Source organism: Streptomyces sp. NPDC001549, from assembly GCF_042894025.1.
In the GTDB taxonomy this organism is placed as follows: Bacteria; Actinomycetota; Actinomycetes; order Streptomycetales; family Streptomycetaceae; genus Streptomyces; species Streptomyces kutzneri.
Genome location: NZ_JBIAVJ010000021.1, coordinates 35,180 through 57,959, shown reverse-complemented (window position 1 = coordinate 57,959; position 22,780 = coordinate 35,180). Strand labels below are relative to the sequence as shown.

General features: G+C 69.7%; 25 protein-coding genes and 1 riboswitch. Of the genes, 12 read left to right on the top strand and 13 right to left on the bottom strand.

Annotated elements, in window-relative coordinates:
• Positions 1–5: 5 nt before the first annotated feature.
• The gene (gene thiC, locus ACFY04_RS29315) at positions 6–1,793 is read right to left on the bottom strand and encodes a phosphomethylpyrimidine synthase ThiC (RefSeq protein ID WP_266594783.1); all 1,788 of its coding nucleotides are present in this window, start codon (positions 1,791–1,793) and stop codon (positions 6–8) included.
• Positions 1,788–1,933: riboswitch (TPP riboswitch) on the bottom strand. (Overlaps the previous gene by 6 nt.)
• A gap of 39 nt (positions 1,934–1,972) precedes the next feature.
• Between thiC and ACFY04_RS29310 the strand changes: the two genes are divergently transcribed.
• Positions 1,973–3,472: a YibE/F family protein gene (locus ACFY04_RS29310; RefSeq protein ID WP_389121214.1), complete on the top strand. Its 1,500-nt coding sequence runs from the start codon at positions 1,973–1,975 to the stop codon at positions 3,470–3,472.
• A 102-nt stretch (positions 3,473–3,574) separates the two neighbouring features.
• Here the strand turns inward: ACFY04_RS29310 and ACFY04_RS29305 are convergent, their stop codons facing one another.
• The 4 genes from ACFY04_RS29305 to ACFY04_RS29290 form a co-directional block, all read right to left on the bottom strand.
• Positions 3,575–4,024, bottom strand: a complete 450-nt coding sequence (locus tag ACFY04_RS29305) for an SsgA family sporulation/cell division regulator (protein ID WP_030008369.1) — start codon at positions 4,022–4,024, stop codon at positions 3,575–3,577.
• Positions 4,025–4,121: 97 nt separating this feature from the next.
• On the bottom strand, positions 4,122–4,892 hold the full coding sequence (locus ACFY04_RS29300) for an IclR family transcriptional regulator (RefSeq protein WP_389121213.1): 771 nt from the start codon (positions 4,890–4,892) through the stop codon (positions 4,122–4,124).
• Between the two features lie 271 nt (positions 4,893–5,163).
• A complete protein-coding gene (locus tag ACFY04_RS29295; RefSeq protein WP_314243241.1) occupies positions 5,164–5,391 on the bottom strand; it encodes a DUF5326 family protein in 228 nt (75 codons plus the stop codon).
• Between the two features lie 155 nt (positions 5,392–5,546).
• Complete coding sequence (locus tag ACFY04_RS29290) at positions 5,547–5,864, bottom strand: cupin domain-containing protein (RefSeq protein ID WP_389121210.1); 318 nt, start codon at positions 5,862–5,864, stop codon at positions 5,547–5,549.
• A gap of 89 nt (positions 5,865–5,953) precedes the next feature.
• Here ACFY04_RS29290 and ACFY04_RS29285 point away from each other — a divergent pair, with 89 nt between their 5' ends.
• From ACFY04_RS29285 to ACFY04_RS29265, 5 genes are all read left to right on the top strand, one after another.
• Positions 5,954–6,334, top strand: coding sequence for a phage holin family protein (locus tag ACFY04_RS29285; RefSeq protein WP_301369091.1), 381 nt, complete (start codon positions 5,954–5,956; stop codon positions 6,332–6,334).
• Between the two features lie 11 nt (positions 6,335–6,345).
• Positions 6,346–6,837, top strand: a complete 492-nt coding sequence (locus ACFY04_RS29280) for a low molecular weight protein-tyrosine-phosphatase (RefSeq protein ID WP_389121208.1) — start codon at positions 6,346–6,348, stop codon at positions 6,835–6,837.
• Positions 6,834–8,012, top strand: a complete 1,179-nt coding sequence (locus tag ACFY04_RS29275) for a cystathionine gamma-lyase (RefSeq protein ID WP_389121205.1) — start codon at positions 6,834–6,836, stop codon at positions 8,010–8,012. The genes ACFY04_RS29280 and ACFY04_RS29275 overlap by 4 nt, the downstream gene beginning before the upstream one ends.
• Before the next feature lie 187 nt (positions 8,013–8,199).
• Positions 8,200–9,105 carry a LysR family transcriptional regulator gene (locus ACFY04_RS29270; RefSeq protein ID WP_389121204.1) on the top strand — a complete coding sequence of 302 codons (906 nt, stop codon included), beginning with the start codon at positions 8,200–8,202 and terminating at the stop codon, positions 9,103–9,105.
• A gap of 61 nt (positions 9,106–9,166) precedes the next feature.
• Positions 9,167–9,646: an NUDIX domain-containing protein gene (locus ACFY04_RS29265; RefSeq protein WP_030008377.1), complete on the top strand. Its 480-nt coding sequence runs from the start codon at positions 9,167–9,169 to the stop codon at positions 9,644–9,646.
• 33 nt (positions 9,647–9,679) lie between these two features.
• Here the strand turns inward: ACFY04_RS29265 and ACFY04_RS29260 are convergent, their stop codons facing one another.
• Positions 9,680–10,888 carry a globin domain-containing protein gene (locus ACFY04_RS29260; RefSeq protein WP_389121202.1) on the bottom strand — a complete coding sequence of 403 codons (1,209 nt, stop codon included), beginning with the start codon at positions 10,886–10,888 and terminating at the stop codon, positions 9,680–9,682.
• Between the two features lie 121 nt (positions 10,889–11,009).
• Positions 11,010–11,660, bottom strand: a complete 651-nt coding sequence (locus tag ACFY04_RS29255; protein WP_389121200.1) for an HAD family hydrolase — start codon at positions 11,658–11,660, stop codon at positions 11,010–11,012.
• A 156-nt stretch (positions 11,661–11,816) separates the two neighbouring features.
• Between ACFY04_RS29255 and ACFY04_RS29250 the strand changes: the two genes are divergently transcribed.
• From ACFY04_RS29250 to ACFY04_RS29240, 3 genes are read left to right on the top strand one after another with little or no spacing between them, the layout of a single operon-like run.
• Positions 11,817–12,710 (top strand): GNAT family N-acetyltransferase, encoded by an 894-nt coding sequence (locus tag ACFY04_RS29250; RefSeq protein ID WP_389121198.1) that lies wholly within the window; start codon positions 11,817–11,819, stop codon positions 12,708–12,710.
• Between the two features lie 14 nt (positions 12,711–12,724).
• On the top strand, positions 12,725–13,186 hold the full coding sequence (locus ACFY04_RS29245; RefSeq protein WP_389121197.1) for a GNAT family N-acetyltransferase: 462 nt from the start codon (positions 12,725–12,727) through the stop codon (positions 13,184–13,186).
• Between the two features lie 57 nt (positions 13,187–13,243).
• On the top strand, positions 13,244–14,413 hold the full coding sequence (locus tag ACFY04_RS29240; RefSeq protein WP_389121195.1) for a winged helix DNA-binding domain-containing protein: 1,170 nt from the start codon (positions 13,244–13,246) through the stop codon (positions 14,411–14,413).
• Positions 14,414–14,434: 21 nt separating this feature from the next.
• Here ACFY04_RS29240 and ACFY04_RS29235 read toward each other — a convergent pair whose 3' ends face one another.
• Both ACFY04_RS29235 and dnaB read right to left on the bottom strand, forming a co-directional pair.
• A complete protein-coding gene (locus ACFY04_RS29235) occupies positions 14,435–15,820 on the bottom strand; it encodes a serine hydrolase domain-containing protein (RefSeq protein ID WP_389121193.1) in 1,386 nt (461 codons plus the stop codon).
• 9 nt (positions 15,821–15,829) lie between these two features.
• On the bottom strand, positions 15,830–17,296 hold the full coding sequence (gene dnaB, locus ACFY04_RS29230; RefSeq protein WP_030713894.1) for a replicative DNA helicase: 1,467 nt from the start codon (positions 17,294–17,296) through the stop codon (positions 15,830–15,832).
• A 452-nt stretch (positions 17,297–17,748) separates the two neighbouring features.
• On the opposite strand from dnaB, the gene ACFY04_RS29225 reads away from it, so the two are divergent.
• Positions 17,749–19,089 (top strand): MATE family efflux transporter, encoded by a 1,341-nt coding sequence (locus ACFY04_RS29225; RefSeq protein WP_389121191.1) that lies wholly within the window; start codon positions 17,749–17,751, stop codon positions 19,087–19,089.
• Between the two features lie 129 nt (positions 19,090–19,218).
• On the opposite strand, the gene rplI is transcribed toward ACFY04_RS29225, so the two are convergent.
• The 4 genes from rplI to rpsF all read right to left on the bottom strand — a co-directional run bounded on the left by rplI (position 19,219) and on the right by rpsF (position 20,923).
• Positions 19,219–19,665, bottom strand: a complete 447-nt coding sequence (gene rplI, locus ACFY04_RS29220) for a 50S ribosomal protein L9 (protein ID WP_030008386.1) — start codon at positions 19,663–19,665, stop codon at positions 19,219–19,221.
• Positions 19,666–19,683: 18 nt separating this feature from the next.
• Entirely contained in the window at positions 19,684–19,920 is a 237-nt protein-coding gene (rpsR, locus tag ACFY04_RS29215) for a 30S ribosomal protein S18 (protein WP_005315025.1), read from the bottom strand.
• Positions 19,921–19,963: 43 nt separating this feature from the next.
• Positions 19,964–20,560 (bottom strand): single-stranded DNA-binding protein, encoded by a 597-nt coding sequence (locus tag ACFY04_RS29210; protein WP_373044258.1) that lies wholly within the window; start codon positions 20,558–20,560, stop codon positions 19,964–19,966.
• A 72-nt stretch (positions 20,561–20,632) separates the two neighbouring features.
• Complete coding sequence (rpsF, locus tag ACFY04_RS29205) at positions 20,633–20,923, bottom strand: 30S ribosomal protein S6 (protein WP_004950685.1); 291 nt, start codon at positions 20,921–20,923, stop codon at positions 20,633–20,635.
• 251 nt (positions 20,924–21,174) lie between these two features.
• On the opposite strand from rpsF, the gene ACFY04_RS29200 reads away from it, so the two are divergent.
• Both ACFY04_RS29200 and ACFY04_RS29195 read left to right on the top strand, forming a co-directional pair.
• Positions 21,175–21,477 (top strand): hypothetical protein, encoded by a 303-nt coding sequence (locus ACFY04_RS29200; protein WP_389121188.1) that lies wholly within the window; start codon positions 21,175–21,177, stop codon positions 21,475–21,477.
• 142 nt (positions 21,478–21,619) lie between these two features.
• On the top strand, positions 21,620–22,738 hold the full coding sequence (locus ACFY04_RS29195; RefSeq protein ID WP_030383942.1) for a peptidoglycan bridge formation glycyltransferase FemA/FemB family protein: 1,119 nt from the start codon (positions 21,620–21,622) through the stop codon (positions 22,736–22,738).
• The last annotated feature ends 42 nt before the right edge of the window (positions 22,739–22,780 follow it).

The following is a 22,780-nucleotide window of genomic DNA, read 5'->3' as shown; positions in this document are numbered from 1 at the left end:
TGCGCTCAGTCGGCCAGCGGCAGGTAGACGCGGCTGCCCGAGGCCGCGAACTCGGCGGACTTCTCCGCCATGCCGGCCTGGATCTCCTCCGCCTTCAGGTCGCCACCGTGCTCACGGCGGATGTCCTGCGAGATCTTCATCGAGCAGAACTTCGGACCGCACATGGAGCAGAAGTGCGCGGTCTTGGCCGGCTCCGCCGGGAGGGTCTCGTCGTGGAACTCGCGGGCCGTGTCCGGGTCGAGGGCCAGGTTGAACTGGTCCTCCCAGCGGAACTCGAACCGCGCGTCGGACAGGGCGTCGTCCCACTCCTGCGCGCCCGGGTGCCCCTTGGCCAGGTCCGCGGCGTGCGCCGCGATCTTGTACGTGATGACGCCGGTCTTGACGTCGTCGCGGTTGGGCAGGCCCAGGTGCTCCTTGGGCGTGACGTAGCAGAGCATCGCGGTGCCCCACCAGGCGATCATCGCGGCGCCGATACCCGAGGTGATGTGGTCGTACGCGGGCGCGACGTCCGTGGTCAGCGGGCCGAGCGTATAGAACGGCGCCTCCTCGCAGATCTCCTGCTGGAGGTCGATGTTCTCCTTGATCTTGTGCATCGGGACGTGGCCCGGGCCCTCGATCATCGTCTGGACGTTGTGCCGCTTGGCGATCGTGTTCAGCTCGCCCAGCGTCTTCAGCTCGGCGAACTGGGCCGCGTCGTTGGCGTCCGCGATCGAGCCGGGGCGCAGGCCGTCACCGAGGGAGTACGTGACGTCGTACGTCGCGAGGATCTCGCAGAGCTCCTCGAAGTTCGTGTAGAGGAAGTTCTCCTTGTGGTGCGCCAGGCACCACGCGGCCATGATCGAGCCACCGCGCGAGACGATGCCGGTCTTGCGGCGGGCGGTCAGCGGCACGTAGGGCAGCAGCACGCCGGCGTGGACCGTCATGTAGTCGACGCCCTGCTCGGCCTGCTCGATGACCGTGTCCTTGTAGATCTCCCAGGTCAGGTCCTCGGCGCGGCCGTCGACCTTCTCCAGCGCCTGGTAGAGCGGGACGGTGCCGATCGGGACGGGGGAGTTGCGCAGCACCCACTCGCGGGTGGTGTGGATGTTGCGGCCGGTCGAGAGGTCCATGACCGTGTCGGCGCCCCACTTGGTCGCCCAGGTCATCTTGTCGACCTCCTCCTCGATGGAGGAGGTGACCGCGGAGTTGCCGATGTTGGCGTTGACCTTCACCAGGAACCGCTTACCGATGATCATCGGCTCGATCTCGGGGTGGTTCACGTTCGCCGGAAGCACGGCGCGACCTGCGGCGATCTCCTCGCGGACGACCTCGGGGGAGACGTTCTCGCGGATCGCGACGTACTCCATCTCCGGGGTGATCTCGCCACGGCGGGCGTACGCGAGCTGCGTGACGGCGGCGCCGCCCCGGCCGCGGCGGGGCTGGCGGGGCCGGCCCGGGAAGACCGCGTCGAGGTTCTTGAGGCCGCCGCGCGGCGAGGTGTGCTTGATGCCGTCGTCCTCGGGGCGCACGGGGCGGCCCGCGTACTCCTCGGTGTCCCCGCGGCTGATGATCCAGTTCTCGCGCAGCGGCGCGAGGCCGCGGCGGACGTCGGTCTCGATCTGCGGGTCGGTGTACGGACCGGACGTGTCGTAGAGCGTCACGTCCTTGCCGTTGGTGAGGTGGACCTGGCGGACCGGCACCCGGAGGTCGGGGCGGGAGCCCGCCAGGTATCCCTTGTGCCAGCCGGGCTGGCGCTCGGTCTGGCCGTCGGCGTCCTGGCTGACGGCAGGCGTGCGTGCGTCCTGAATGGTCATGAGACCTGATCTCCCTACGCCGGCATTACCCGGTAACAGGTTCGGCGGTCGACGCAGCCTCTTCCCGTACGCATCTGTGATGCTCGTACGGTGATCAGCGTCCTCTCAGCCCGGTGCTCCGAGCTCCCGCGTTGTGCAAAGGTGCCCCCACGCTAGCGTCATCCATGGCGTGCTGAACAGTGGGCCCCCTCATCTCTTGCGATGATCTGCTGGTGACGCCCTCGCCGCAGCCCCCCATCGAGCACACAGAGCCCCATGGCCACAACGGCCACGCGCATGGGAGCCCCGGACCGTCCGACGGGCACGCGGACGGCCTCCCCGACAGGCCGTCCGACGGCCGTTCCGGCGGTGGCTCGGACGGCCACCTCCCGGGTCAGTCCCATGGCCACGGCCACGGCCACAGTCATGGCCACGGCCCGGCGGCCCCCGTCTCGAAGCACCTGCGCAAGGTCATCGCCGCCGTACTGATCCCCTTCGCCGTGGCCGTCTTCGCGGGCATGGTGGTGCTCTGGCCGGGCGGCGCCCCGGGCCACGAGCGCACGGGGGTGGGATTCGACCGGCAGACCCAGCAGGGCGTGGTCACCTCGCTCGAACAGGTCGACTGCAAATCCGTGAACGCCGCCCAGGTACCGACGACCGCGGCTCCCTCCACTCCCGAGGGCCGCCAGGCGCAGGCCGAGCAGACCGGCGAGTGCAAGAAGGCCACCGTCGAGGTCACCAGCGGCCCGGACAAGGGCCGCACCTTCGTGGAGGTCGTCCAGCCTGGCGCGCCACGGCAGTTGGAGGACGGCCAGGAGGTGGTGGTGGCGTACGCGCCGGACGCCCCCCGTGACCTCCAGTACTCGGTGATCGACGTGAACCGCAAGCTCCCGATGGCGCTGCTGGCCGGCATCTTCGCGGCCGCGGTCGTCCTCGTCGGGCGGATGCGCGGGCTGTTCGCGCTGGTCGCTCTGGTGGTCAGCTTCGGCGTGCTGACCCTCTTCATCCTCCCGGCCATCCTGCAGGGTTCGAACCCGCTGGTCGTCGCGGTGGTCGGGGCGAGCGCCATCATGCTGATCGCGCTCTACATGTGCCACGGGCTGACCGCCCGTACCTCGGTGGCCGTCCTGGGCACGCTCGTTTCCCTGTTGCTGATCGGGCTGCTCGGCTCCGGGTTCATCGACTGGGCGTTCCTCAGCGGCAACACCGACGACAACACCGGTCTGATCCACGGACTGTACCCGGACATCGACATGAGCGGTTTGCTGCTCGCAGGCGTGATCATCGGATCGCTGGGCGTGCTCGACGACGTGACGGTCACCCAGACGTCGGCGGTGTGGGAACTGCACCACGCGGACCCCTCGATGGGGCCGCGCGCGCTCTACCGGGCGGCCATCAGGATCGGCCGCGACCACATCGCGTCGGTGGTCAACACGCTGGTGCTGGCCTACGCGGGTGCCGCACTGCCACTGCTCCTGCTGTTCTCGATCGCGAACAGCAGCATGGGTTCGGTGGCCAACAGCGAGCTGGTGGCGGAGGAGATCGTACGGACCCTCGTGGGCTCGATCGGTCTGGTGGCCTCGGTCCCCGTGACAACGGCGCTGGCCGCGCTGGTGGTTTCCGCCGACCGACCGGGATCCCCGGCCGGTGCTCCGGCCACGGGGCCGGTCCGCGGCCGGGGCCGGCGGCGCAAGCGCTGAGCAGCCGATGGTCCGGCCGGTCGATCGGCCGGACCATCGGTCGGTCGGCCGGTCGGTCGGACCCGGTCAGCCGGTCGGACCCGGTCAGCCGGTCGGCCTCGGTCAGCCGGCGTTCTGTTCGTTCTGCTGCGATTCGGCGAGGATCTTGCCGAGAGCTTCGTCCAGGTTCTCCTCGAAGTCGCCCAGATTGCGCTCCTGTCCGAGCGGAACGATCCGGTCGGTGCGGTCGAGGAACGCGACGAGCGGCGCCGCGCTGGCGCGGAACAGGGCCCGGTCACCGCCGACCTGAAGGCGGATGTGGACGTCGGAGAGGTCCTCCGGGTGGGTGGGCGCGATGTGCACATCGCCGTCACCGCATGGCTTGTTGATGCCGTCGAGGAGGAGCTCCCGGCCGAACGCCCAGGTCACGGGCGCGTCTCCGGGAAGGTGGAAGGTCAGGCGGACTGCGTAGGGGTCGCGTGCGTCGTACCGGAGTTCCACCGGAATCCGGAACGAGAGCTCCTCGGAAACGAGGAAGCTCATCATGACCTCTGCCTGTACCGACTCGCGCATTGACTACCCCGCTGTAGTTGAAGTGGCCAGGAATGATCCCCCAGGACCCACTTGACAAGAGTGGTGGAAGCGGTAGCAGATCACAAGGAGTGAGTTTTCAGATACTGATAGAGAACGAGAGGGTGCTCAACAGCGCGCCTACTTCACTCCGTAGCCGATTGACTACATAGAGCAATCGTTCTTCTTGGTGGAGAGGTAGAGAAATGGCCATCGTCGCGACCGTATCGCCGGCCGTAATGGGGATGGCTGCGCAGATCGTGCCAAGGGCATATTCCTGGCGTTCGATCACCGGCTGCATTCGCCCGAGCGCCCCGATCCGGTTTTCCAGGGACCGGAGATCGCGGACGGTATAGGGGGTGATGGCCTCGACCGGATGACGGTCGTAGTACTCCCTGCGCGTCTTCTCGTCGAGTTGCCCGAGCAGGCACTGCCCGATGGCGTGCGCATGGCCGGTCTCACGGAAGTCAGCCCACTCCTCGCAGGCCGGGCTGGCCGGAGTGTCCGAGACACCCACGACCTCGATCTCACCCTCGCGGTAGACCGCGAAGTAGACGGGGGCCCCGACCGTGTCGCGGAAGTACGCGAGCGAGTCGAGGATCATGCTGCGACGTTTCTGCTGGAGTCCCCCACGGGCGAGCCGCTCCGCGGCCTCGCCCAGTACGAACACTCCGTGCACTCTGCGCAGATAGCCCTCGTACGTCAGTGTGCGCAGCAGGTGGTACGCGGTGGGAAGCGGGAGCCCGGCCTCGCGCGCCAGCTGTTTCGCCGGGGCTCCCTCGCCATGGGACCCGGCCGCCTCGAGCAGCCTCAGCGCGCGCTGCACCGAACCGATCAGAGTCGGCACACCGGCATTGTGAACCGGAGACAAAGCTCACCCCCAGGCGTGGCGGCGGGCCTTTGGGAAGGCCCGCCCTGCGGGGGCCGCCCCCGCGCGTGCCGTCGCTCCTGGGGGTCGTACTCGGCGGCTCGTTTGCGTCGCCGCAGGTCAGGGCGGCAGGTCGGAGCGGCGGTACCAGCTTTCGGCGCCCAGGGAACGGCATAGATTGCCACTCTATCCACCGATTCCGGGGATGTGAGCCGTTCAGCGCGTCATGTTCCCTCGCCTGGCTCAATCCCGGATCCGCCCGGACCGCTCCTGGCTACCACTCGCCGGAGGAGGACTTCGAGCCGCTGCCGCTGAACTTCTTCACGACGAAGATCAGGCCGCCGACGAGGCCGACGAAGAGGAGCAGCTTGAAGACGAACCCGATCAGCGCGCCCAGGATGCTGGTGATCACACCGCCGAAGACGAAGAGGGCCAGCAGCGGAACCGCGACCCACTTAACCCACCAGGGCATGCCTGCGAATATCTCTCGGATGCCGTCCATGTCCTCGACCTCTTCTTCTTCCGTGACTTCGTCCGCTACTTCCTGCTCTCGATGCTAGGAGTCCAGGACCCCGCATCGGGGCCCGCGAGCCCTCGGAGTCCCCTGATCCGCCCCTTAGGGGGATCAGGGCCCGGACCCTCATCCGGGCGGGCCGCTCAGCCCTCCGGCGGGGAGAACACCACCATCACCTTCAGGTCCTCGGTGATGTGGTGGAACTTGTGCGCGACACCCGCCGGGACGTAGACGACGCTGCCGCGCGCCACGTTCGTCGTCTCCTCCCCGACCGTGATCGAGGCCCGGCCGCTGACGACGAAGTACACCTCGTCCTGCCGGTGCGGCAGCTGCGGATCGATCTGTCCGGCGTCGAGCGCGTACAGCCCGACCGACATGTTCCGCTCGCGCAGGAACTGCAGATAGGCGCCGTCGTTCGCGGCCCGCTCCGCTTCGAGCTCGTCAAGCCGGAAGGCTTTCATCGTCGTTGTGCCCCTTGTACTCGATCGTTCCCTTGCATCCGCTGATCTGCGGATGTCCCACCGGGATCTTCTCTGCCACGATCAGACACATGACGAATTTCGTAGTCAAGACGCTCGCCAACGCGGCGGCCCTGGCCGTCGCCATCTGGCTGCTTTCCGGCATCACCCTCGACGACGGCAGCAGCACGGGCCGACGGGCGCTGACCCTGATCCTGGTCGCGCTGGTCTTCGGCCTGGTCAACTTGCTCGTCAAGCCGTTGGTGAAGCTGCTCTCGCTGCCGCTGTTCATTCTCACCCTCGGCCTGTTCACCCTTGTCGTGAATGCCCTGATGCTGCTGCTGACCTCGTGGCTGGCCACGCAGCTCGACCTGAGCTTCCATGTCGACGGCTTCTGGACCGCGCTCCTCGGCGGCCTGATCATCTCCATCGTCTCCTGGGCCATGAACATGGTCCTGCCCGACAAGAACTGAACGGGCCTGCCATGTACCGCGTCTGCTTCGTCTGCACGGGCAACATATGCCGGTCCCCCATAGCCGAGTCGGTCTTCCGTGCCCATGTGGCGGCCGACGGCCTCGGCACCCTGGTCGAGGTGGACAGCGCCGGGACCGGCGGCTGGCACGAGGGGGACGGCGCCGATCCGCGCACCATCGCCGTCCTGGAGGCGGCCGGCTACGAGCAGGACCACCGGGCCCGCCGGTTCCGCGCCTCCTGGTTCGCCCGCTTGGACCTCGTCATCGCGCTCGACGCCGGGCATCTGCGGGACCTCCGGGCACTCGCGCCCACTCCGCAGGACGCCGCCAAGGTGCGGCTGCTGCGGTCCTACGATCCGGCGGCCTCGGCCGCGGAGACCGACGTACCGGATCCCTACTACGGGCCACTCGACGGGTTCGAGGAGTGCCTGGAGCTGGTCGAGGCCTCGAGCCCCGGCCTGCTGGACGCCGTCCGCGCCGCCGTGAAGGAGCACACCGCGTGACCGAATACGCCCCGCAGGAGACGCAGAAGACCAAGGAGACCGGAGCTGCCGCGCTCGGCGACGGCACCCGGGCCGTCCGCGCCGGACTGCCCGAGGCCGTCAAGAACGAACCGCCCCTGCCCGGACCGGTCTTCGCCGCCCACTTCCACCTCCCCGGCGACGTCGAAGGCCCGTACGCCTACGGCCGCGACACCAACCCCACCTGGACGCTGCTGGAACGGGCGATCGGGGAACTGGAGGCCCCCGGCGAGGACGTGCACACGATCGTCTTCGCCTCCGGCATGGCAGCGGTCTCCGCCGTCCTCCTCTCCCAGGCGCACACCGGCGACACCGTGGTCCTGCCCGACGACGGCTACCAGGCCCTGCCCCTGCTGCGCGAGCAGCTGGAGGCGTACGGGATCCACGTGCGCACCGCTCCGACCGGCGACGACGCCCAGCTCGCGGTCCTCGACGGGGCCCGGCTGCTGTGGATCGAGACCCCTTCCAACCCCGGGCTCGACGTGTGCGACGTACGCCGCCTCGTGGACGCGGCGCACGCCGGCCGGACCCTGGTCGCCGTCGACAACACCCTGGCCACCCCGCTCGGGCAGCGGCCCCTGGAGCTGGGGGCGGACTTCTCGGTGGCGAGCGGCACCAAGGGCCTCACCGGCCACGGCGACGTACTGCTCGGATACGTCGTCTGCCGCGATCCGGAGCTCGCCGCCCGCGTCCGGCGGTGGCGCAAGATCGTCGGTGCGATCCCGGGTCCCATGGAGGCCTGGCTCGCCCACCGCTCCCTCGCCACGATCCAGCTGCGCGCGCAGCGCCAGTGGGCCAACGCACTGGCCGTCGCCGAAGCGCTGACGCACCGGACGGACGTGAGCGGACTGCGCTACCCGGGGCTTCCCACGGACCGCTCCCACAAGACGGCCGCCCGGCAGATGCGGGGCTTCGGGTCGGTGGTCTCCTTCACCCTGCCCGACCGCGCGCACGCGGAGCGGTTCATGGCCGCCCTGCGCCTGGTCGAGGACGCCACGAGTTTCGGCGGGGTACGGTCCACCGCCGAGCGGCGCGGGCGCTGGGGCGGCGACGTCGTGCCGGAGGGCTTCATCCGCTTCTCCGCCGGCGCCGAGGACACCGAGGACCTGGTCGCGGACGTGCTGCGGGCCCTCGACCACGCGGGCTCCAAGGGCTGAACCGGGGACGGCCGTCGCCGTGTGAAGCGGTCCGAGCCTCCCCCCTAGTGGCTCGGACCGCCCCGGGTTCCGCGCGCGAAGAACCACGCGACAAGGCTAGTTGACTCTGCGTCAGAGTCCAATCACGGTAACGACGGGGAGCTATCTGCATATTTATAGTTGAAGGCCCCCACCGAGAGGTGCAGCGATGGACCTGACCCTGCTGCGCACCTTCGTCGCCGTCCACCGGGCCGGCTCGTTCACGCGCGCGGCCGCCCTCCTCGGACTGTCCCAGCCCGCCGTGACCTCGCAGATCCGCACCCTGGAGCGCCAGTTGGGGCGCCCGCTCTTCCACCGCCGGGCCCGTGGCGTCACCCCCACCGCCGTCGGCGACGAGCTGGCCCACAAGGCCGCCCCGCACCTCGACGCCCTGCTGCGGATCACCGAGGCCGAGCAGGAGGCCGCCGGCGCGTTGCGCACCCTCCACGTCGCCGGGCCTCCCGAGTTCCTGTGCCTGCGCGTGCTCCCCGCCCTCGCCCTCCTGGTCGGCCAGGGCCATACCCTGCGCGCCGCCCCGCAGACCGATGCCGAGGCGACCCTCGACGGGCTCGCCGCCGGCCACCACGACCTCGTCGTCACCACCGCCCACCCCCGGGGCGGGCTCTTCGCGGCCACCGCGCTGTGCGACGAGGAGCACGTCCTGGTCGCCGCGCCCTACTGGGCCGCCCTCGTCGACATGGACCGGCTGCACGAGGAGGGCTCCGCCGCGCTGGACGGCATCCCGCTGGTCGAGGTCCACGAGAGCCTGCCGCTCGTCACCCGCTACTGGACCGCCGTCTTCGACACCCATCCCGATGCCAGGTCCCTGGCCGCCACCGTGGTCGTGCCCGACCTGCGGGCCGTACTGGAGTGCGTCCGGGCCGGCGCCGGGCTCGCCGTCCTGCCCCGGTACCTGTGCCAGGACGCCCTCGACAGCGGTCGGATCGTGGCGCTGGCGGAGCCTGCGGTGCCGCCGCTGCGCACCTGGTTCCTGGTCGTGCGGACCGGGAGCCTGGCCCTCGCCCACCTCGCCCGGGCGCACGACCGGCTGCTGGATGCCGCGGCGCACTGGTGAGTCCGCTCTTTTCCGGCCCGTGGCGCGTTTCAGAAGCGGAGTGGCGGGCCACTCTTCTCCCATGACCGAACGTCCCGTGGTCAAACGCACCGCCCGCGCGATCCTGCTCGACGGTGACGACCTGATCCTCATCAAACGCACCAGGCCCGGCGTCGATCCGTACTGGCTCACCCCCGGCGGGGGAGTGGAGCCCTCGGACTCCACCGTCGTCGACGCCCTCCACCGGGAGGTCCACGAAGAACTCGGCGCGAAGATCACCGATGTGGTGCCCTGCTTCGTCGACACCGTCGAGCACATCGCCGACAGGGGGGTGACCGGCGTGAAGGTGCAGCACTTCTTCGTCTGCCGCCTCGAATCGATGGACCCGAACCTGCGGCACGGCCCCGAGGTCGACGAGCCCGAGGGCGAGTACGAGATCGTCCGCGTGCCCTTCAGCCGGGTGGGCATCGCCGCCGTCCATCTCGTCCCGCTGTCCCTGAGGCACTATCTCGACGGCAACATCGAGGGTGTCCGCGCCATGCACGCTCCCGACCTGGGCTGAAGCCGGGCTGAGACCGGCGGGCTGCCTCCGGTCTCAGCCGGCGATGCCGGCCAGCTCCTCCACCGCGTCATGCCGGATCCGCTCGCAGGGGATGCCGATCCGCAGGAGCTCGTCCACTCCGTTGCGGATCATCGCGGGCGGGCCGGAGATGAACGCGTCGTACGAGCTCCACGGCCCGTGTTCACCCACTGCGTGCGGCAGCTGTCCGGCGAGCCCGTCGCCGACCACCGGGCGCACCGACAGCCACGGGTGCGAGCGCTGGAGCCCCAGCAGCGTGTCCTTGTCGTAGAGGTCGCTGTCACTGCGGGCCCCGAAGAACACCTCCACCGGCCGCCGCTCGCCGTGTCTGGCCACGTCCTCGATCAGCGCCTTGATCGGAGCGATCCCGGTGCCGCCGCCCAGGCACAGCATGCCGTTGTCCGTGGTGTGGTCCACCACCATCGATCCGGCCGGCGGTCCCAGTCGCAGTAGGTCTCCCGGGCGGGCGTGGCGCACCAGCGCGTTGGAGACCCAGCCCGCGGGGACGGCTTTGACGTGGAAGGACAGCAGTCCGTCGGCGCGCGGAGCCGAGGCGAAGGAGTAGTGCCGCCACACCCGTGGCCACCACGGTGTCTCCAGGCTCGCGTACTGGCCAGCGAGGAAGGGGTAGGGCTGGTCGGGGCGGACCGTCAGTACCGCGATGTCCGGGGTGCGCAGATCGTGGGAGACCACCTCGGCGTGCCACCACGCAGGGGCCTTCACCTCTTCCTCCGCCGCCGCATCGATCATGATCTGGGAGATCGCGGTGTAGGCCCGCACCCAGGCGGCCTGTGTCTCGGGACCCCAGCTGTGATGCGCGTACCGGGCCAGTGCCCCGACGAGGGCCTCGCCGACCGCCGGGTAGTGACCGGCCATCGTGCCGTACTTGCGATGCCCGGCACCCAGTCGGCGCAGGTAGGGAACGAGGACGGCGGGATTGTCGATGTGCTCGGCGGCGGTCAGCAGTGCCTTCAGCAGCCGGTCCCGCTGTACGTCCATGGCGGCGGGGAACATTCCGCGCACTTCCGGGTGCCCGGTGAACACCAGAGCGTAGAAGTACGAGGTCACCTTGTCGGCGACGGGGGCGATCTCCGCGAGGGTCCGGCGGATGAGTACGGCATCCGGTGAGGGCTCGATCGCACCGCCCTCGCCGGATATCCGGGCCGATTCGCGTCTGGCCGATCTGGTGGGCGGAGCGTCCATGCGGTGCCTCGCTTCGAGCATCTCGGTCGGTCTGCACACGCCACGGCCTGTGAATCCGTGGTTCCGGGTTTCACAGCGTGCCAGCCGACTCAGAGGCCTGCGGGGAAATGCAGAAAATCCGCGTTTCGAACCCACTTTCCTCCTAAGATGCGTCAACTCCCGGGCGCGTCAGCCCTACGAGCTGGTATGCGTCCCGCAGATCCCGGCCCTCGTAGACATGGGTCGCACGCTCGGCGAGATAAGGCCTCGCATTCACCGCCACCGAGACCGGCACTGCCTCGAAGAGCATCGCGTCGGTCACCGAATCCCCATAGGCGACGCAGTCGGCCCGGCTCACACCGAACTGCGCGCAGAGCCGGTCCGCCACCCTGACCTTGCCCTCAGGCGTCAGGATTCCGGACTCCTCCACGGGACGGGTGAACGGCACCTCCGGGAAGACCGAGCCGTGCGCGGCGTGCGCGCCCCACTCCAGCAGCAGCTCCACGAAGAACGACGGCGACAGGGAGATCACCGCGCAGTAGTCCCCGCGCTCCCTGATTTCCTGCCACACGTCCCGGATCCCCGAGAGCCAGGGGGCCCCGTCGAACGCCGCCCGGACGTGCGCGGGTGTCAGATCGGCCCAGAGGGCGTGGGCAGCCACGGAGAACTGGTGCGGCCCCATCTCCTGCGCGCCGAAGGCCCGTTCCAGCTCGGCGATCTCGGCGCTCAGCCCGAGCTGGCGGGAAATCTCGACCGGCGCCGCCGAGCCGTACATCAGCGTCCCGTCGAGGTCGAAGAGGTGCAGGAGCGTCATAGCCAACGAGATTAGTCGGTCCGTTTCACGTGAAACACCGTGTTTCACGTGAAACATCGTCCGGCGACCCCGTGCCGGGGCACCTGGTGTTTCACGTGAAACATCCGACCCCAAACCCTCTGGACGACTTCCAGTCCATGATCCAGTCTGGGCCAGGTGACACCACCACACATCACCGATCTACCGATCCGGGCGCTGACCGTGGACGATCTCCGCCGCTGCGCCGACCTGTCCGAAGATCGCGGATGGCTCCGCGAGGACCACAAGTGGCGTCTGCTCCTCGCCGCCGGGAACGGCTACGGCGTCGACGCCCCGGACGGCCGGGGACTCGCGGCCGCCTGCATCGTCACGCGCTACGGCGACAGCCATGCCGGACCGGAGCTCGCCGCCATCGGGATGGTTCTCGTGGCCGAGCGCTTCGCCCGCCAGGGCCTGGGCCGCCGTCTGATGACCCACGTCTGCGACGACGTACTCAAGGGCGTCCCCCTCACCCTGCACGCCACTCCCTACGGGCGCCCCCTTTACGAGGAACTGGGCTTCGAGACCACCGGCCGCACCGAGATGCTGATGGGCACCTTCCGGCACGAGGGCACCCCCGTTACCCACGGCACCTCCCGGGTCCGGCCGGCGACCGCCGAGGACCTCCCCCGCATCCTGCGTCTGGACGCCGAGGTCTTCGGCACCGACCGCACGCACATGATCACCCGGCTGCCCGCCTTCGCCGACCGGCTGGTCGTCGCCGAGGACCGCTCCCAGGACGGCGTACTCACCGGCTACGCCGCGGCCTGGCCCAACATGGACACCCAGGTCATCGGCCCGCTGATCGCCCATGACACCGCGACCGCCCAGTCACTGGTCACCGCGCTCGCGCTCGGCACCGACCGGGCGCTGCGCACCGATGTCGACGTACGGCACGAGGAACTCCTCGCCTGGCTCAAGGACCGGGGTCTGGCCTCGGTGGCCTTCAATGCCGTCATGAACCGGGACATCCCCGGCCTGCCCGGCGACTGGACCCGCCGGTGGGCGCCGCTCACCGTGGCCGCGGGCTGAGAGGGGAACACATCATGACCGACACTCCCGAGCTGACGATCCGGCCGGCCACAGAGGCCGATGTGCCCGCCATCGTCGCCATGCTGGCCGACGACCCGCTCGGCGCCACCCGCGAGTCCCCGGACGACCTCGCCCCGTACCTCTCAGCTCTGAAGAGGCTCACCGACGACCCGAACCAGCACCTGGTCGTCGCCGTCCGCGCCGACCGTGTGGTGGGCACGCTCCAGCTGACGATCGTCCCGGGACTCTCCCGCAAGGGGGCCACCCGTTCCATCATCGAGGGCGTCCGCGTGCACGCCGACGAACGCGGCGGCGGTCTGGGCACCCGGTTCGTCGAATGGGCCGTCGAGAAGTCCCGTGCCGAGAACTGCGCGCTGGTGCAGCTGACTTCGGACGTGACCCGGACCGATGCCCACCGCTTCTACGAACGGCTCGGGTTCACCGCCTCGCACGTCGGGTTCAAGCTCCAGCTCTGACCGGACGTCCCGGTAAGCCGGGCCGCCGTGTCGGCGGCCCGGCCTACGATCGGGAGGATGAGCCTCCCTCTCGTCACCACCGCCGAGCGACGCCACCGGCTCGGCCGGCGCCACCGTCTGGCTCCGTCGGCCCGCGCCGCGACCGTCGCGGAAACGGCCGACTCCGTCGTCGCCCTGCACGCCACCGACGCCGCGACCGTCTTCCTCTCGGCCCGGGCCCGGCTCACCGAAGGCGGCCCGGATGCGATCGAGCGGGCGCTCTACGAGGACGTGAGCCTCGTGCGCCTGCTCAGCATGCGCAACACGCTCTTCGCCGTCTCCGCCGAACTCGCCCCGCACGTCGACGCCTCCACCGCCCGCGCGATCGCCGCGAAGGAGCGCCGCACCCTCCTCAAGCGCCTCGACGAGGACGGACAGGGACTCGACGCCGCCTGGCTCGCCGGCGCGGAGGCCGCCGCGCTCGACGCCCTCGACGCCCACGGCCCCTCCACCGGCAGCCAGCTGTCCGCGGCCGTACCCGCGCTGCGCCAGAAGATCACCATCAGCCGCGGCAAGAAGTACGAGACCGAGCAGGGGGTCGCCACCCGGGTCATCCGGCTGCTCGCCGCCGACGGCCGGATCCGCCGTGACCGACCGCGCGGCTCATGGACCTCCAGCCAGTACCGCTGGGTCCACACCGAGCCCTGGCCCGCCCTACCCGCCGCCGAGTCCCGCACCGAGATCGCCCGCCGATGGCTGCGGGCGTACGGTCCCGCCACCGAGGCCGACCTCAAGTGGTGGACCGGCTGGACCCTCACGGACGTCCGCAAGGCCCTCGCCACCGTGGGCCCCGACCAGGTCCGCCTCGAAGACGGCACCACCGCCCTGGTCAGCCCCGGGGACACCGGGCCCGAACCGGCGCCGGAGCCCTGGGCGGCGCTGCTGCCCGGCCTCGACCCCACCGGCATGGGCTGGGCCGACCGCGGCTTCCACCTCGACCCCGCCCACAGGAGAGCCCTGTTCGACTACGCCGGCAACATCGGCCCCACCGTGTGGTGGAACGGCGAGATCGTCGGCGGCTGGGCGCAGCGCTCCGACGGCGAGATCGTCTGGCGGCTGCTGGGCAGCCCCGGCCGGGCCGCCGAGCAGGCGATCACCGCCGAGGCCGCGCGGCTCGCCGCATGGGTGGGAGATGCCCGGATCACCCCGCGCTTCCGTACTCCGCTGGAGCGTGAACTCGTCGCCTGATCCGGCCCGGGACCGGGGCTGTCAGCCGATGCCCCGCCAGCCCTGCGGGTCCACCCCGCCGGGCACCGGGGCGTCGGCGTCGTAGGGCTCCCGGGTGAACACGAAGGACGCCAGGTCGAGATGGCTCACCGAGCCGTCCGCACGGCGCACCGCCCGCAGCGTCTCACCGGCGTAGTAGCCGAAGAGTCCGGTCCAGCTGCCGTCCGGCTCCGCCCGGAAGCGGGCGGTGCGCCCGCTCCCACCCGCCGGCCCCAGTTCCAGCAGCCCGTCCGCGGTCAGGCGCACCACCTGGGCCGAAGTCCCCCAGTACCAGGGGCCGCACAGTTCGAGCGGCACGTGGTCCGACTCCAGGAACGGCCGCCACGGCCGCGGGAAGCGCGGCTCGGCGTCCGCCACGATCCCCACGAGATCCGCGGCCACCGTCGAGGCCGGAAGTCCCGAGGTGCAGTTCGCCAGCACCACCGCCGCCACGTCGTCCGCCTCGCTCAGCCACAGCCCCGCGACGAAGCCGGGCAGCGAACCGCTGTGCCCCGCGAGCTTGCGCCCGCCGACGGCCGCCAGCTGCATGCCGAGCCCGTAGCCGTGCTCGGCGAGGCCGGGCTCCGGGGGCGAGGCCGCGGTGCGCATCTCCCGTACGGACTCGGCGCTCAGGACACGCTCGTCACCGCGCAACAGGAAGCCGGCGAACCGCGCCAGGTCCCGGGTCGTGGACCACAGCCGGCCAGCCGCGGCCATCAGCCCCAGGTCCTCCAGCGGTTCGGGCATCATCACGTCCGCCCAGGGGTGCACCGCCCAGCCGCCCGCGTGCGGGGGCTGCGGCTGTCCGCTCGTGCGCTCCAGCCCCAGCGGCTCCAGCACCTCGGCCCGCAGCGCCTCTTCCCAGGACATTCCGCGCACCGCCTCCACCAGCGAACCCAGCAGGGTGTAGCCGGGGTTGGAGTAGTGGTGCCTGGTTCCCGGTGCCAGCTTGAAGGGCTTCTCCCCCAGTACGTCGCCGAGCGCGGGCCGCTGCTCGCCGGGGGTGCGCTCCCACCACTCGCCGGGCGTCTCCGCCGCCAACCCGCCGGTGTGGGAGAGCAGTTGGGCGATGGTCACGTGACCGGCACCGGTCCCCGGCAGGTGCTTCTCCAGCGGATCGGTGAGCGAGAGCAGTCCCTCGTCCCGCAGCCGCATCACGAGAACCGCCGTGAACGTCTTGGTGATCGAACCGATCCGGTACTGCACGTCACCGTCCGGACCGTGCCCCTCGACCGAGGTCCGGGAGCCCTCCCAGACCACCTCCCCGCCCCGCAGGACGGCCGCCACCACGGACGGCGCCCGCCCTTCGCTCTGCGCGACGGCGATCCGGTGCCTCAGCGCGCGCCGGGTGGCAGGGAGAAGTTCCAGGTCTTCAGCAAGCTCATCCATGATCGGATGCTACGTGTTGGCCATGTCCACGAAGCGGGAGTAGTGGCCCTGGAAGGCCACCGTGATCGTGGCCGTGGGGCCGTTACGGTGCTTCGCCACGATCAGGTCCGCCTCACCCGCGCGGGGGGACTCCTTCTCGTACGCGTCCTCGCGGTGCAGCAGGATCACCATGTCCGCGTCCTGCTCGATGGAACCCGACTCACGCAGGTCGGAGACCATCGGCTTCTTGTCGGTGCGCTGTTCCGGACCACGGTTCAGCTGGGAGAGCGCGATCACGGGGACCTCCAGCTCCTTCGCCAGCAGCTTGAGGTTTCGGGACATGTCCGAGACCTCCTGCTGGCGGCTCTCGGGACGGCGCGAGCCGCCCGACTGCATCAGCTGGAGGTAGTCGATGACCACGAGCGAGAGGTCGTTGCGCTGCTTGAGCCGGCGGCACTTGGCCCGGATCTCCATCATCGACAGGTTGGGGGAGTCGTCGATGTAGAGCGGGGCGGCGGAGACGTCCGGCATCCGGCGGGCGAGCCGGGTCCAGTCGTCGTCCGTCATCGTGCCCGAGCGCATGTGGTGGAGCGCGACCCTGGCCTCCGCCGAGAGCAGGCGCATGGCGATCTCGTTGCGCCCCATTTCGAGGGAGAAGATCACGCTCGGCAGGTTGCTCTTGATGGAGCAGGCCCGGGCGAAGTCCAGGGCGAGTGTGGACTTACCCATGGCGGGACGGGCCGCGATGACGATCATCTGGCCCGGGTGCAGGCCGTTGGTCAGCGAGTCGAGGTCCGTGAAGCCGGTGGGAACACCCGACATCTGGCCGCTGCGGGAGCCGATCGCCTCGATCTCGTCGAGGGCGCCCTCCATGATGTCGCCGAGCGGCAGGTAGTCCTCGGAGGTCCGCTGCTCGGTGACGGCGTAGATCTCGGCCTGGGCGCTGTTGACGATCTCGTCGACGTCGCCGTCCGCCGCATAGCCCATCTGTGTGATCTTCGTACCGGCAGCGACCAGGCGGCGCAGGACGGCCCGCTCGTGGACGATCTCCGCGTAGTACTCGGCGTTCGCCGCGGTCGGCACGGACTGGACCAGGGTGTGCAGGTACGAGGCCCCGCCCACCTTGCTGATCTCGCCGCGCCGGGTCAGCTCGGCGCCGACGGTGATCGGGTCGGCCGGCTCGCCCTTGGCGTACAGGTCGAGGATGGCCTGGTAGATCGTCTCGTGCGAGGGCCGGTAGAAGTCGTGGCCCTTGAGGACCTCGACGACATCCGCGATGGCGTCCTTGGAGAGCAGCATGCCGCCGAGCACCGACTGCTCGGCGTCGAGGTCCTGGGGAGGCACGCGCTCGAAGCCGCCGCCACCGCCGGAGTCCCAGGAGCCGCCCTCGCGGCCCCGGTCGTGCTGTTCGTCCCCGCGGCCGCGGCCTTCGCTGTTACGGCGCGGACGGGCGGGCAGACGGTCACCCGGACCGCTGTCGGCCCAGGGGTCGTCCATGGGCTCGGGCATGCTCACCGGGCCGCCTCCTCCCGTCCGCAACGCGGACCTCGCCGTGTCACTCTTTCTACGACACGGCTCTGACATTTGGGGCACCCGAATCCGCCGTCGGCGAGTCGGGCAACGCACCACGGTAGGCCCGAGAGCGGCGTCAGCCAATCTTGTTATCCACAGGCTGTGTGGACGACATGTGGATGACGGCACCAATGCTGTGGGTAACTCGCCGGAAGCTGTGCACGGACCGGGGGACGACGCTGTGGACAAAATCACCCGCGACACCCCTCCACCCCGCCTGACCTGCGATTTCCTCCTCCAGAGGCAGCGGTGGAGAAAATTCTTGGACACTGTCTCAAGATCGCCTCCAACGAGGTGCGAGGAACGCCCAAGTCAGCGCGTCGGTAAGGATTCAAATCATCTTGCATCTATTACCTGTGGAAGATTAGATTGAGCGCATGACACAGGCTCTCGCGACACCCAAGGCAGGGCCGCGACGGCACGACCGAGAGATCTTCGCACTCGCTCTCCCTGCCTTCGGCGCACTCGTCGCCGAGCCCCTCTTCGTGATGGCCGACAGCGCCATCGTGGGGCACCTCGGAACCCCCCAGCTGGCCGGCCTCGGCATCGCTGCCGCGGTACTCACCACCGCCGTGAGCGTGTTCGTCTTCCTCGCCTACGCCACCACCGCGGCCGTCTCCCGCCGCGTCGGCGCAGGAGACCTCCAGGCAGCCATCCGGCAGGGGATCGACGGCATCTGGCTCGCCCTCCTGCTGGGCGCGGCCGTCGTCGCCGTGGTGCTTCCCGCGACACCGTCACTGGTCTCGCTCTTCGGGGCCTCCGACACCGTCGCCCCGTACGCGATCACCTATCTGCGGATCTCCGCTCTCGGCATCCCGGCCATGCTCATGGTCCTGGCCGCCACCGGGGTCATCCGCGGCCTCCAGGACACCCGTACGCCGCTCTACGTCGCCATCGGCGGCTTCGCCCTCAACGCGGGCCTGAACGTCGCCCTGGTCTACGGTGCGGGGCTCGGCATCGCCGGCTCGGCCTGGGGCACGGTCATCGCCCAGTGCGCCATGGCCGCCGCCTACCTCGTCGTGGTCGTCCGCGGAGCCCGGCGCCACGGCGCCTCGCTGCGTCCCGACCCCGCGGGCATCCGGGCCTGTGCCCAGGCGGGCGCCCCGCTGCTGGTCCGCACCCTGTCGCTGCGCGCCATCCTGATGATCGCCACCGCCGTGGCCGCCCGGCTCGGCGACGCCGACATTGCCGCCCACCAGATCCTGCTCTCCCTGTGGAGCCTGCTCGCCTTCGCCCTGGACGCCATAGCGATCGCCGGGCAGGCGATCATCGGCCGCTACCTGGGCGCGGGCGACACCGACGGCGCCAGGGCCGTCTGCCGCCGCATGGTGCAGTGGGGGATCGCCTCGGGCGTCATACTCGGCCTGCTGGTCGTCCTGGCCCGCCCGGTGTTCATCCCGCTGTTCACCAGTGATCCGGCCGTCGAGGCGGCCCTGCTGCCGGCCCTGCTGGTCGTGGCCCTCTCCCAGCCCGTCTCCGGCATCGTCTTCGTGCTCGACGGGGTGCTGATGGGCGCCGGAGACGGCCGCTACCTGGCCCGGGCCATGCTCCTGACGCTGGCCGCCTTCGCCCCGGCCGCACTGCTCGTGCCGATCCTCGGCGGCGGCCTCACGGCGCTCTGGTGGGCAATGACGCTGATGATGGTGGTCCGGATGATCACTCTCCGGCTGCGCGCCGGCTCAGGCCGGTGGCTGATCGCGGGAGCCACCCGCTCGTAGCGGGTGGCCGGACCCCGCCGTGTTTCACGTGAAACACGGCGGGCCGGCACGGGCATGTTTCACGTGAAACACCGCCGACAACGACGAAGGGCCGCACCCCGGTGGGGTGCGGCCCTTCGAGCGCAGCCCTTAGGCGGCGACGACCTCGATGCCCACGTTCGCGGCCACGTCGGCGTGCAGACGCACGGAGACCTGGTACGAACCGAGGGTCTTGATCGGGGAGCCGAGCTCCACGCGGCGCTTGTCGACCTTCGGGCCGCCCGAGGACTCGATCGCCGTGGCGATGTCGGCCGGGGTCACGGAACCGAAGAGACGACCGGCGTCACCCGCGCGGGTGGCCAGACGGACCTTCACACCCTCGAGCTTGGCCTTGACCTCGTTGGCCTGCTCGATGGTCGCGATCTCGTGGATCTTGCGGGCGCGGCGGATCTGCGCCACGTCCTTCTCGCCACCCTTGGTCCAGCGGATCGCGAAACCACGCGGGACCAGGTAGTTGCGAGCGTAACCGTCCTTGACGTCGACGACATCGCCGGCGGCACCGAGGCCAGAAACCTCGTGGGTCAGGATGATCTTCATTAGTCGGTCACCCTTTCCTTATCGCGCGGTGGACGTGTAGGGCAGCAGCGCCATCTCACGGCTGTTCTTGACGGCCGTGGCGACGTCACGCTGGTGCTGCGTGCAGTTGCCGGTAACGCGGCGGGCACGGATCTTGCCACGGTCGGAAATGAACTTCCGCAGCATGTTCGTGTCCTTGTAGTCCACGTACGCGGTCTTGTCCTTGCAGAATGCGCAGACCTTCTTCTTAGGCTTGCGCACAGGCGGCTTCGCCATTGTGTCTCTCCTGTGTGATCAAGAAGTGGGGATGCGAGCTGCCCTAGAAGGGCGGCTCGTCCGAGTAGCCACCGCCGGAACCGCCGGAGCTTCCGCCCCAACCGCCCCCGCCGCCGCCCTGCTGCTGGCCACCGGCCGGCGCGCTGGACGACCACGGGTCGTCGGAGGGAGCTCCGCCGCCCTGCTGCGGCTGGCCACCGGGGGCTCCGCCCCAGTTGCCACCGCCGCCGCCCTGCTGCTGACCGCCGCCGCCGTATCCACCCTGGCCACCGCGACCGGTGGTCTTGGCGACCTTGGCCGTGGCGTTCTTCAGGCTGGGGCCGACTTCCTCGACGTCCAGCTCGTAGACCGTGCGCTTGACACCCTCACGGTCCTCGTACGACCGCTGCCTCAGCCGGCCCTGCACGATGACGCGCATGCCTCGCTGGAGGGACTCGGCGACGTTCTCCGCCGCCTGCCGCCACACCGAGCAGGTCAGGAACAGGCTCTCGCCGTCCTTCCACTCATTGGTCTGACGGTCGAAGGTGCGGGGGGTGGACGCGACACGGAACTTCGCGACCGCCGCACCCGAGGGGGTGAAGCGCAGCTCGGGGTCGTCGACGAGATTGCCGACGACCGTGATGACGGTCTCGCCTGCCATGGATGAACCTCTCGGCGGGGATTGCTGCTGGGCTGCTGTGCTACTCGATCCCGATTACCGCTGAACCGAAGTTCAGTGGGTCTCGGGGCGAAGGACCTTGGTCCGGAGAACCGACTCGTTCAGGTTCATCTGTCGGTCAAGCTCCTTGACGACCGCAGGCTCGGCCTGAAGGTCGATGACCGAGTAGATGCCCTCGGGCTTCTTCTTGATCTCGTAAGCGAGACGACGACGGCCCCAGGTGTCGACCTTCTCGACCTTTCCGTTGCCCTCACGGACGACGGAGAGGAAGTTCTCGATCAGCGGGGAGACAGCGCGCTCCTCGAGATCGGGGTCGAGGATGACCATCACTTCGTAGTGACGCATGTGGAACCCACCTCCTTTGGACTCAGCGGCCACGGTCGTTCCGTGGCAGGAGGGTCGTGATGCGTGAGCACGGCGTCCGTAGAGCAGACACCGCGCAGCTGTACAGACTACCTGCTCGCGTCCTTCCGGTTGAAATCCGCCGGGAGAGGGCCACAATCTGTATCCATCGGGTGTGCTCGGTGCCATGCCCTCGGCCCCTTGCCGCAGGCAGCCCGCAGCACCGCCAGCTTCAGCCAGGAGGTGCCCTTCCGATGGCACAGGCAATGCGGCCCCCTCAGATCTCCCTGCTCTCCACCGACGGCAAGCCCCACCCGCTGCAGGACACCCTGATGGCGGTCACTCTGACCCTCGGTGCCGTGGCGTTCGTCACGGCCTTCTTCCACAACCTGCACCTGATCAGCTCGTGGGCCGGGCTGATCGGAATCCTGACCGGCGCGTACGGACAGTTCGTCTCCGTCACGACACGCGAGCGCTTCGCGCTGATCATCGGCCTTGGCGCGTCTGCCATCGGCTTCTACATCGGCATGTTCCACGGCGGCCTCTTCGGGGGCTGACCCGGCCGGCCGGGACACCTCCGCGGCAGGGCGCCGGCCACGCACCGGCCCGGGCCCACGGCCCGTCCCCCAGAAGGGTGGCGCACCTGTCGCAGTAGGCTTCGCGCCATAGCCAGCGAAGCCGCCGGAGGAGACGCCCCGCATGAGCCTGTCCCTGAGGACCATCAGCCGAGAGCAGCATCTGGGTTACCTCCAGAGCCTGCCCTCGGCTAGCCACTGCCAGGTCCCGGCGTGGGCCGACGTGAAGAACGAGTGGCGTTCCGAGAACCTCGGATGGTTCAACGAGTCCGACGAACTCGTCGGAGCGGCCCTCGTGTTGTACCGGCAGCTGCCCAAGGTGAAGCGGTACCTCGCGTACCTGCCCGAGGGCCCGGTCATCAACTGGTATGCCCCGAATCTGGAGGAATGGCTCCAGCCGATGCTGGCCCACCTCAAGCAGCAGGGCGCCTTCACCGTGAAGATGGGCCCGCCCGTCGTCATCCGCCGCTGGAACTCGACCGCCATCAAGGCCGGTATCCAGGACCCGAACGTGAAGCGCCTGCGCGACGTGGAGGCCTCGGTCATCGAGCCCCGCGCCTTCGAGGTGTCGGACAAGCTGCGCCGCATGGGCTGGCAGCAGGCCGAGGACGGCGGCGCCGGCTTCGGCGACGTCCAGCCGCGCTACGTGTTCCAGGTACCGCTGGCCAACCGCTCGCTGGACGACGTCCTCAAGGGCTTCAACCAGCTGTGGCGCCGCAACATCAAGAAGGCCGAGAAGGCCGGCGTCGAGGTCGTCCAGGGCGGCTACGACGACCTGCCGACCTGGCAGCACCTGTACGAGATCACGGCCGAGCGCGACAAGTTCCGCCCGCGTCCGCTCAGCTACTTCCAGCGCCAGTGGACGGCCCTCAACTCCGAGGACCCCAACCGGATGCGCCTCTACATCGCCACGCACGAGGGAGAGCCGCTGGCCGCCGCCACGATGCTCACCGTCGGCCAGCACGTCTGGTACTCCTACGGCGCCTCCGCCAACCACAAGCGCGAGGTCCGCCCCTCGAACGCGATGCAGTGGCGCATGCTGCGCGACTCGTACGCGCTCGGCGCAAGCGTCTACGACCTGCGCGGCATCTCTGACACGCTGGACGAGAACGACCACTTGTTCGGTCTGATCCAGTTCAAGGTCGGTACGGGCGGCGAGGCCGTGGAGTACGTCGGCGAGTGGGACTTCCCGCTCAACAAGGTGCTGCACAAGGCTCTCGACATCTACATGTCGCGCCGCTGACCGGCCCCACCCCGCCCCACACGCACACACAGCACCGCTGCA